The organism is Myroides sp. LJL115 (genome assembly GCF_054871665.1).
This window is the reverse complement of record NZ_JBTXLS010000004.1, coordinates 21037-32152: the sequence shown is the minus strand read 5'-3', so window position 1 is coordinate 32152 and position 11116 is coordinate 21037. Positions and strand designations below refer to the sequence as shown.

The 11116-nt window shown below is 34.8% G+C and carries 8 protein-coding genes; 5 read left to right on the top strand and 3 right to left on the bottom strand.

All coding sequences use genetic code 11. From position 1 onward, the window contains the following. Window positions 1-212 precede the first annotated feature (212 nt). Together ACYSNX_RS01840 and ACYSNX_RS01835 are read left to right on the top strand one after the other, a co-directional pair. Window positions 213-2474 (top strand): aconitate hydratase, encoded by a 2262-nt coding sequence (locus tag ACYSNX_RS01840; RefSeq protein ID WP_461752989.1) that lies wholly within the window; start codon window positions 213-215, stop codon window positions 2472-2474. Window positions 2475-2808: 334 nt separating this feature from the next. Further along, window positions 2809-3381 carry a TlpA family protein disulfide reductase gene (locus ACYSNX_RS01835; protein WP_461752988.1) on the top strand — a complete coding sequence of 191 codons (573 nt, stop codon included), beginning with the start codon at window positions 2809-2811 and terminating at the stop codon, window positions 3379-3381. Between the two features lie 185 nt (window positions 3382-3566). Here the strand turns inward: ACYSNX_RS01835 and ACYSNX_RS01830 are convergent, their stop codons facing one another. Then, entirely contained in the window at window positions 3567-5015 is a 1449-nt protein-coding gene (locus tag ACYSNX_RS01830; RefSeq protein ID WP_461752987.1) for a glyceraldehyde-3-phosphate dehydrogenase, read from the bottom strand. A 112-nt stretch (window positions 5016-5127) separates the two neighbouring features. Next, on the bottom strand, window positions 5128-6522 hold the full coding sequence (locus tag ACYSNX_RS01825; protein ID WP_461752986.1) for a trypsin-like peptidase domain-containing protein: 1395 nt from the start codon (window positions 6520-6522) through the stop codon (window positions 5128-5130). Window positions 6523-6663: 141 nt separating this feature from the next. Between ACYSNX_RS01825 and dapF the strand changes: the two genes are divergently transcribed. From dapF to mltG, 3 genes are read left to right on the top strand one after another with little or no spacing between them, the layout of a single operon-like run. Continuing rightward, window positions 6664-7449, top strand: coding sequence for a diaminopimelate epimerase (gene dapF, locus ACYSNX_RS01820; protein ID WP_461752985.1), 786 nt, complete (start codon window positions 6664-6666; stop codon window positions 7447-7449). Between the two features lie 4 nt (window positions 7450-7453). Continuing rightward, window positions 7454-7975: a GNAT family N-acetyltransferase gene (locus ACYSNX_RS01815; protein WP_461752984.1), complete on the top strand. Its 522-nt coding sequence runs from the start codon at window positions 7454-7456 to the stop codon at window positions 7973-7975. A 7-nt stretch (window positions 7976-7982) separates the two neighbouring features. Further along, window positions 7983-9020 carry an endolytic transglycosylase MltG gene (gene mltG, locus ACYSNX_RS01810; protein WP_461752983.1) on the top strand — a complete coding sequence of 346 codons (1038 nt, stop codon included), beginning with the start codon at window positions 7983-7985 and terminating at the stop codon, window positions 9018-9020. Between the two features lie 622 nt (window positions 9021-9642). On the opposite strand, the gene ACYSNX_RS01805 is transcribed toward mltG, so the two are convergent. Further along, window positions 9643-11109 (bottom strand): TolC family protein, encoded by a 1467-nt coding sequence (locus ACYSNX_RS01805; RefSeq protein ID WP_461752982.1) that lies wholly within the window; start codon window positions 11107-11109, stop codon window positions 9643-9645. Window positions 11110-11116: the final 7 nt, after the last annotated feature.

Sequence of the window (11116 nt, the reverse complement as noted above, 5' to 3'; positions counted from 1 at the left end):
GTGTTATTGCTTTTGGTATGAGATTCAAATAGTAAAAAGAAGGTAAAATACTAGGGTGTTTTTCAATACAAGTGGAGTCAAATATGTTTATTAAATATATTAGTTCTAAATAAAGGGCTAACGCTTTATTTTAAGGACTTAATGTCTGTATTACAGTAGAATATTTGCTAACTTGTATACCATTACCCAAAACATTAAAAAAACTTTTTATTATGGCTTTTGATATTGAAATGATTAAGAAAGTGTATGACAAGATGCCGGATCGAGTAGCTAAGGCTCGTGAGCTTGTAGGACGTCCGTTAACCCTTTCAGAGAAAATTTTATACACTCACCTTTGGGATGGGACTCCATCCAAGGCTTTTGTTAGAGGTAAGGATTATGTAGACTTTGCACCAGATCGTGTTGCTTGTCAAGATGCCACTGCGCAAATGGCACTTTTGCAGTTTATGCATGCTGGAAAGCAAAGTGTAGCTGTTCCTACTACGGTACATTGTGATCACCTTATTCAAGCTAAAGTTGGCGCTGCTACGGATTTAAAAGTAGCAGAAAAGCAATCTTCTGAGGTTTTTAACTTTTTATCTTCTGTATCTAATAAATACGGCATTGGGTTTTGGAAGCCAGGTGCTGGAATTATCCATCAAATCGTTTTAGAGAACTATGCTTTTCCAGGAGGTTTGATGATTGGAACGGATTCTCATACGGTTAATGCCGGAGGTTTAGGAATGCTTGCCATTGGTGTTGGAGGAGCTGATGCTGTGGATGTAATGTCAGGAATGGCATGGGAGCTAAAGTTTCCTAAATTAATTGGAGTTAAGTTAACTGGTAAATTAAACGGATGGACCTCTCCTAAAGATGTAATATTAAGAGTAGCAGATATTCTAACGGTTAAAGGTGGAACAGGTGCTATTGTAGAGTACTTTGGAGAAGGAGCTAAATCAATGAGTTGTACTGGAAAGGGAACCATTTGTAATATGGGGGCTGAGATTGGTGCAACCACTTCAACTTTTGGTTACGACGATTCTATGCGCCGTTATTTAAGTGCAACAGATAGACAAGATGTAGTGGATGCAGCAGATAAGGTAGCTGAGCACTTAACAGGAGATAAGGAGGTATATGATAATCCAGGTGAGTATTTTGACCAATTAATTGAAATAAACTTATCAGAATTAGAACCTTATATCAACGGGCCATTTACTCCAGATAGAGGTACTCCTGTATCTAAGATGAAACAAGAGGCTGTTGCAAATGGTTGGCCATTAAAAGTAGAGTGGGGATTAATTGGATCTTGTACTAACTCTTCTTATGAAGATATGAGTAGAGCTGCCTCTATTGTAAAACAAGCTGTTAAGCATGGTATTACTCCAAAGGCAGAATTTGGAATTAATCCTGGTTCAGAACAAATTCGCTATACCATAGAAAGAGATGGTATTATCGATATTTTTGAAAAAATGGGTACTAAGGTGTTTACCAATGCTTGTGGACCTTGTATTGGACAGTGGGATAGAGCAGGAGCTGATAAAGAAGAGAAAAATACTATTGTACACTCTTTTAACCGTAACTTCTCTAAAAGAGCCGATGGTAACCCTAATACACACGCTTTTGTTACTTCTCCAGAAATGGTAGCTGCTTTAGCTATTTCAGGAGACTTAACCTTCAACCCTATAACGGATACTTTGTTAAATGACAAAGGAGAACAGGTTAAGTTGGAAGCTCCTTTCGGAGATGAATTACCAACTAAAGGATTTGATGTAGAAGACCCAGGATACCAAGCTCCGGCTAAGGATGGTTCTACAGTGGAGGTAGTTGTTTCGGATACTTCTTCTCGTTTGCAGTTATTAGAGCCTTTCGCTCCTTGGGATGGTAAGAATATCCAAGGTGCAAAATTATTAATTAAGGCATTTGGTAAATGTACTACAGACCATATTTCTATGGCTGGACCATGGTTGCGTTACCGTGGGCATTTAGATAATATCTCCAATAATATGTTAATTGGAGCAGAGAATGCTTTTAACCATAAAACTAATTCAGTTAAAAACCAACTTACTAAAGAGTATGGTACAGTTCCAGCTACTCAAAGAGAATACAAGGCTGCAGGAATTCCTACTATTGTTGTAGGAGATCAAAACTACGGAGAGGGTTCTTCTCGTGAGCATGCTGCTATGGAGCCTCGTCATTTAGGAGTTAGAGCTGTATTGGTAAAATCTTTTGCACGTATACATGAGACCAACCTTAAAAAACAAGGGATGTTAGCCTTAACTTTTGTAAATGAAGCAGATTATGATAAAATCCAAGAGGACGATACAATCAACTTCTTAGACTTAACAGAGTTTGCTCCAGGGAAAACTTTAAAGATAGAGTTTGTACATAATGATGGAAGTAAAGATATAATCGAAGCAAATCATACTTATAACCAAAGCCAGATAGAGTGGTTTAAGGCTGGTTCAGCCCTAAACTTGATTGCTGCTGGTAATTAAGTAGATATTATATTGTTTAACCTATAAGAAGGGATTCTGCCAAAAGCTGAATCCTTTTTTATTTACTACAGCTTTTAAAGCGTTTTAAATATAATTTAGCCAGTATTAATCTTTTTACTTAAGGTTTGGCTTTGGATTATGTGTTATATTTGTGGGTATATACAAATGAAACTGACCAAGGTTAAGTGGAAAATTTTCTTTTAAAGAGTTGAAAAAAAGGGGAATTTTTTCGTTTTAATTAAAAAGTAAACGCTTAATTGTATAGTGTGTTTTTAATATATAGAATACTAAGAGTATATAAAGAATAGAATCAATTGATTATTTAAAAGTTAGAATGCAAGAAAAAAATAAGAAAAGAAAGATTATAGGTAATGTAATATGGGTTGTGGTTATTTTACTGCTTTTATTTACTCCTGTTGGTACTTCGTTTAAGGTATGGATTAATCGGTTGATAGCCATGAGCCCTTCTTTAGAGCAAAAAGAAGATTATCAAAGTCTTCAGTATGGACAATGGAAAATTTACGATCAAAATGGGGAGGAGTTCAACTTAGATCAATTGCAAAATAAAGTAGTGATTATTAATTTTTGGGCTACATGGTGTCCTCCTTGTTTAGCAGAAAAACCAAGTTTCCAAGCCTTATATAACGATTATAAAGATAAAGTGGCGTTTTTGTTTTTAACAGATGAAGATCCAGAGGTTGTAGCAAAATTCCAAAATAAACATCAGTACGATCTACCTGTTTACTATACAAATAGTGCTGCTCCACCTGCAGTACTTTATTCTCAAACCCTTCCCGCCTCTTTTGTTATTGATAAAAATAGTAATATTGTGGTGAAGAAATTTAGAGCAGCCGATTGGAATAGTGCTAAATTTAGGGTAGCCCTAGATTCGCTTATTCAACAATAATTCTTAGGGTTTAAAACCCAAAGTACTTGATTTATTTCCTTTAGTATGTCTATGTGAAGTTGTCTTTTCTTTAGTGTAGGGATTTAACATATCGCATAAAAGGTTAAGTGTAAGCCTTAAAAAAAGCCCCAAAACATTGTTTGGGGCTTTTTGTATTGTTTTACTCTTTAATAAGAGTATATCTACTAGTAGTAAGTAAAACGTCTTACTTGAGAAATGTATTTAGCTAAACGGATAACTTGATGGCTATATCCATATTCGTTATCGTACCAAACGTATAATACAACGCTTTTTCCATCTGCAGAAACAATAGTAGCTTTACTATCGTAGATAGAAGGAGCAGAAGTACCAACAATATCAGAAGAAACAAGTTCGTTGTTGATAGAGTATTTGATTTGCTCTACTAAATCCCCTTGTAAAGCAGCATTGTGCATTACTTTGTTTAACTCTTCTAAAGAAGTAGCTTTCTCTACATCTAAATTTAAAACTACTAATGAACCATTTGGAACTGGAACACGAATAGCATTAGAAGTTAATTTACCTGCTAATTCTGGCAAAGCTTTAGCAACTGCGCTACCTGCACCAGTTTCAGTGATAACCATGTTTAATGCAGCAGCTCTACCACGACGGTATTTCTTATGCATGTTATCTACTAAGTTTTGGTCATTTGTGTAAGCATGGATTGTTTCTAAGTGTCCTTTAATAACACCGAAATTATCTTCCATTACTTTTAATATTGGTGTAATAGCATTTGTAGTACAAGATGCTGCTGACCAAATATTTACAGTTTCTGGATCGTACTCTGTATGGTTAACTCCATGTACGATATTAGGAATACCTTTTCCAGGAGCAGTAAGTAATACTTTGCTAGCACCTTTTGAAGATAGGTGACGAGCTAATTCTTCTTCTGTTTTGAATACACCAGTGTTATCGATAACTAAAGCGTTGTCAATATCATATTTAGTATAGTCAATATCTTCTGGAGAGTTAGCAGAAATCATATGAACAGTATGTCCATTGATAATTAATGCTTTGTTTTCTGGATCTGCAACTACAGATCCTTCGAAGTCACCGTGAACAGAGTCATATTTTAATAAAGAAGCACGTTTTTCAAGTAAAGTAGCATCGTCTTTATCACGAGTTACAATAGCACGTAAACGCATTTGTTGTCCTTTACCAATTTTATTCATTAACTCACGAGCTAATAAACGTCCAATACGACCAAAACCGTAAAGAACTACATCTTTAGGAACGATTTGCTCTGTATCTTTAGCACCTTTTAATTTATTAACAACAAAAGATAATGCATTACCATCATTGTTTTCTTCTAATTGATATTCATAAGTTAATTTACCGATATCAATTCTAGATGGTGGTAAGTCAGCTTGTTGGATTGCTTTAGCAATTTCAACTGTATCAAAAATATTAATTGGTTTACTTACGAATTTAGCTGCATATTCGTGAAGGTTAATGATATCATTAACGCTACGGTCAATTAATTGATTACGGAACATTAATAACTCGATAGATTTATCATACCATAAATCGCTAGCGATTTTGATAAATTCTACACATGCCTTTCTACGGTCTGCTTGAAAAGCTAATTCCTTTTCGTATAAACTTGTATTTTTCATGGATTAGATTGTGTTGTATAAATTATTGCAAAAGTCTATATTATAAATGAATTAATCAAGTGTAAAAGTTAAAAATAGCTTTTTTCAAAGAAGCTTTTCTTTTTAAAAACATTTATAACAATAAGCTAAGATATTGTCCATTTTTAGATATTATATGTAGTTTAACCTTTTGCTTGTTAGATAATTGCTCAAGTAAACTTTTTGCTTGTTGCCAAGAATCTATGGTTATGTCATTTATAGACAGTAAGATACTACCTTGGAGTTGGTTTTTATATGCTGCGTATTCCGCATTATTAACCTGTTTTATTTTTATTCCATAGTTTAAACCAAGTTGTTGCTTTTCAATTGGAGTTAAATCCTGGAATTCAAAGCCTTTATAGGTTGTGGTCTCTAAGGGTTGTTTAATTAAGGTAAGATTACTTTGGTGTTGTTTATTATCTCTTATATAGGTAATTAAGACGGTGTCCTGTGGACTTTTGTGACTTAATATGTTCTTTATTTCTATAAAAGTAGTGATTTTCTTGTTGTCGATATGGGTGATAATATCTCCGACTCTTAAACCTTGGTTTTGGGCATTGGAATTTGGATCAATAGAAGCGATATAAAATCCTTGGGTTGTTTGCACATCTAGTTCTTTGGCTAAGTATTGGTTTAGTTCTTGCCCGCTTATTCCTAAAATAGCTTGTTGCACATTACCAAATTGCATTAAATCTTGTACTATTTTTTTGGTTAGGTTGGAAGGAACAGCAAAACCATATCCCACATAAGAGCCTGTATTGGAGGAAATAAGGGTGTTTATTCCAATTAATTCACCTTTGTTGTTTACTAAGGCTCCCCCACTGTTACCTGGGTTGATTACTGCATCGGTTTGTATAAAGCTTTGAATACCACTTTGGGAAAGATTACGCGCTTTAGCCGAGATAATACCAGCGGTTACCGTTGAGGTTAAATTAAAAGGATTACCAACAGCTAATACCCATTGGGCTAATTCGATTTTGTCTGAGTCTCCAAAGATTAAGTAGGATAGTTCACTACTTGGTTCAATTTTCAATAAAGCAATATCACTTTGTTTATCTGTTCCTATTAAAACTGCCTTATATTGGGTATTGTCATTTAAAGTGATTTCAATTTCAGAGGCGTTGTTAATCACGTGATTATTAGTTACGATATAGCCGTCAGGGCTTATAATTACACCTGAACCCATTCCAATTTGGGCCTTTGGTTTACTATTTTGGTTTGTTCCATAAAAGTAATCCAAAATACTCGATGGACCAGCTTTGGTATAACTAACATTTTTAACGTGAACTACAGCCGTTACTGTACTTTGGGCCACGTGAGTAAAATCACTAGGGGTAGTAAAATTAGGCAGTTCCATTTTAGTTTGACTCTCTAAAGTGGGGGTAGGAACACCAGTGTAGATTTGAGGTTGGAAAAAATAGGTGTAACCTAAAAGGGTTAAAGCACCACTTAAAATAGAAATAAGTAATAGGGAAAAGAAATTTCGCATAAATAAATCTGTTTTTAAAGTATTAGAGTAAAAATATTAAAGAATTTATCAAGATGTGCTACCTTTAACCCAAGGTTAACAAGCAAAAATTGTTCACCTGCGAAAAAAGGTAGATTTTAGGAGTATAAAGTAATTAAAAATATGTTGGAATTTTATAAATACCAAGCTACAGGTAATGACTTTATTTTAATTGACAATAGAGACAATACCTTTGATAAAAACAATAAAGAATTAATCGCTCATTTATGCGATAGACGTTTTGGTATAGGAGCAGACGGACTTATTTTAATTCAAAACGATACCATCACTGAGAGTGACTTTGAAATGATTTACATCAATTGTGATGGCAATCCAAGTAGTATGTGTGGCAATGGTGCAAGGGCGGCAGTTGCCTTTGCAAGAGATTTAGATATAATCTCCCATAGTTGTAACTTTCAAGCCAATGATGGGGGGCATAATGCTACTATTGAAGGAGATCTTGTAAAGGTGCAAATGAAAGACGTATCTCAAGTAGAAATTCATCCAAAGCATAGTTTTGTGGATACAGGTAGTCCACATCATATTGCTATAGTTAGAAACTTGGATCGTTTCAGTGTGTATTCCAAAGGACAGGGAATAAGCCAAGGCGAGTTATATAAGCCCCATGGAAGTAATGTTAACTTTGTAGAACAAGAGGGCCCCAATCGCTTTAATATTCGAACCTATGAAAGAGGAGTGGAGGATGAAACTCTTTCTTGTGGAACAGGTGCCACAGCGGTAGCTTTGGCTATGTATGCTTTAAAAAAGGCGGACGCCACCTGTGTTGATATAAGCGTGTTAGGAGGGAATTTACAAATAGAGTTTAAACACAATAATGGGGAGTTTACCCAAATATTTTTAAAAGGCCCTGCTGAATTTGTATTCAAAGGGGAGGTTAATATTAATTAATACCATGTTTATACAAGGACAAACAATCTTTTTACGAGCTCTAGAGCCCGAAGACTTAGAATTTATCTACCAAGTGGAAAACGATAAAAACCTATGGGAAGTAAGTGGAACACAAACTCCTTATAGTCGATTTTTAATTAAGCAATACTTGGAGAACGCTCATATGGATATTTATACAGCAAAACAGCTCCGCCTTGTTATTTGTTGTTCTACAACCCATAAAACCCTGGGACTTATTGATCTTTTTGATTATTGTCCATTAAACCAAAGAGCTGGAGTAGGTATTGTTATCCAACATGAAAAAGACAAGCAAAAGGGATATGGAAGTATGGCTTTACAAATGGTTATGGATTACGCAAAAGAAGATTTATATTTGCATCAATTATATGCCAATATTTCCACGGACAACCATGCTAGTTTAGCTCTTTTTGAAAAAAAGGGATTTTCATTGGTTGGAGTAAAAAAGCAGTGGACCAGATCAAAGGACGTATTTAAAGACGAAGCATTATATCAATTAATATTTTAGACAAACAATGAAGATTAAAAATATTGTCGTTCTCTTATCAGTAGTAGGAGTATTTGGACTTTTAGGTTATTTATACTTTTGGTACCAAAAGGCTTTCTCTCCAAATTTACAGGGGTGGGATGAGGAGCAGTATGTTTACGTGAAGGATTCGGACAATTTTTACGACGTTTTAAACGTTATTTCTCCTTATTTACAAGATAAAGAGGGATTTTTAGAAATTGCAGAACAAAGACAATACCCTTATAATGTTAGTGGGGGTAGATTTAAGCTTAGAAATGGTATGAATAGTTATGATATAATTGAGGCCTTGAGAGTCAATTTACCTGTTCGCTTAACCTTTAATAACCAAGAGCGCATTGAGAATTTAGCTCAACGTATCTCTAGCCAAATCCAGGCAGATTCTCTGGAAGTCCTACAAGCTTTTTACAGTCCTAAATTCTTGGAGGATAATGGCTTTACTCAGGAAAATGTTTTAGCGGCGTTTCTACCAGATACCTATGAGGTATATTGGAATGTTAATCCTACTAAACTAAGAAATAAATTACATGGTGATTACCTGCGTTACTGGAATAAGCAAAGAAGAGCTAAGGCGGATTCTTTAGGGCTTACACCTGTAGAGGTAGCAATTTTGGCTTCTATTGTTCAAAAAGAAACAGTAAAAGTAGATGAAAGGCCTAAAGTTGCTGGAGCTTACTTAAATCGCCTTAAAATAGGAATGCCACTTCAGGCCGATCCTACTTTAGTGTATAGTTATAAGTTAGAAAACGAGGATTGGGATACCAAAATATTTCGCGTTTTAAACAAGCACAAGGAAATTGTTTCTCCTTATAACACTTATTTAAATAGTGGTCTACCTCCAGGGCCTATTACTATGCCAGATAAAAGCTCTTTAGAGGCGGTGTTAAATCCAGAGCAGCACGATTATATTTACTTTTGTGCAAGTGTTGATAGAATGGGATATCATGAGTTTGCAAAGACCTTGGCTGGACATAATGCCAATAGTGCAAAATACCACCGTTATTTAAACCAACAAGGCATTCGATAAGCATTATTTTACAATAATATATAAGAGTCCTTTTTCTTTATTTTAAAGAGAAAGGACTTTTTTAATTCTAGTAAAACTCTAGGGTATATAAGTAAGTGGGACTGACTTAATAGCACACAAGATCCTTTTTAGGCAGTTAGAATGGTCTATGTATAAGTAGCTTGACTTAGAGTAATTTCAAGGCAATAGGTTATGGTGTTAATTAGTTTTTTAACAGGCTTAAATCTGTATGTGTTTCTTGAAAAAGAAGGTTTGCTTATAGTTATTAGACTGGATGTTACTCCTTGAAAGAGTTCTTTTTAGCAAGGAGATGCTACTGTGTTTTTACCCCTCATTGAACTTAGATTTAGTTATTTAGATTAATTATAAATTTTAAATATTTTTCTATTTTCTCCTATAAAGGAGTGTTTTGTCTTTAATTGCTTTTGAAAATAATTAAGTAGAAGAAGTAGCCTTACTTTTGTATATCGGACAAGAATGACCGTTAAATAACTGGTAATCAGTAAAAAAAGAAAAGAGACCTTTGAAAAAGGCCTCTTTAGGTGAGTTTTGTTGTATGTGAGTTTGGCTATTTGTTACTCAATACTACAAAAAATATCTTTATTTGACAATAGGTTAGGTATTAATCCCATCCTCCGCCAAGGGATTTATATAGTTTAACTCTTGAGAGAAGTTTCTTTTGTCTAAACTCATTTAATCTCAATTCACTATCAAGCATATTCTTTTGAGCGTTAATAACTTCTATATAGGTTGCGAATCCACTATTGAATAAAAGGTTGGATTGTTTTACTCCTAAGCGCGAAGTGGTTACTTGCTCTTGTGCAATTTGAATTTGCTGTTCGACGGTTTGTAAATTAGTAAGAGCATCGGTTACTTCTGTAATAGCAATATATACTTGTTTCTGTAGATTTATTTCCGCATTTTCTCTTTCTATTTTAGAAACTTCAAAGGCAGTTTTTAGGCGCTTTTTATTAAATAAAGGACCGGCAAGATTAGCTGCTAAATCTCCAAATAATGCACCAGGGATATTGAACCAGTTTTTACCTAGCATTGCATTAACTCCTCCCCCTACATTGATATTTAAAGAAGGGTAGCGGCTTGTTTGTGCTACTCCTACGGCTGCATTTCTGGCATCTAATTCATATTGGGCACTTTGTACATCAGGTCTACGACTTAACATAGCAAGGGGTATTCCTGTGGTTAAAGCCTCATTGCTTTTTACAGTAGACAACTTTGTATCTCTTTTAATAGAGGTAGGTAGTTGTCCTGTTAATATACTAAGGGCATTTTCTTGAATAGCAATGTCTTGTTCCAATTTAGGAATAAGAGCTTTGGCCACTAGCATTTGGTTACGGGTTTGTTGAATAGCCAAAGAGGTGATTTGTCCTGCATCTCTTTGTAATTCTACAATGCGTAGAGTGTTTTTAGTAAGCTCGTAGTTACTTTGAGCTACTTCCATTTGTGCATCTAGTAGAAGTAGGTTATAATACCCCGTAGCTATATCGCTGATCAGAGCAGTTTGGACTGCTTTTTTAGCCTCATTTGTTTTTAAATATTGGGCTAAAGCCATAGCGCTTTTACTTTTAATTTTCCCCCAAATATCTAACTCCCAACTCAAAGCTAGTCCAGTTTTATGTTGAGATCCATTTAAATACATATTTGTTGGGACTTCTTTGTCCTTATAGTATTTAGAAGAAGCAGTATTGGTTACCAATTCTGAACGGTATGCATAGTCTATTCCGGCTATTGTTGCGTTTATAGATGGTAACCACTCTAATTTAGCTTGGCTAGCTTGTAATTGAGCCATTTCTAAATTATTTAGAGCCATTTTAAAATCAAAGTTAAAGGCTAGACCTTGTGTTATGAGTTCTATTAATTGTTCATCTTCAAAAAATTCTTTCCACTCAATAGAGGCAATTCCCACAGAGTCTACAGAAGAGCTCAGGGTGTCTTGCCCTTTATAATGATCAGGTATATCTAATACAGGTTTTTTATAGTTGCTTTGTGGGGCGCATCCTACACTTAGAAGCAAGCCGCCACCAAATAAAGCATATAAACCATATCGTAAAATTTTTGTATTTGTTTTCATATAGTTT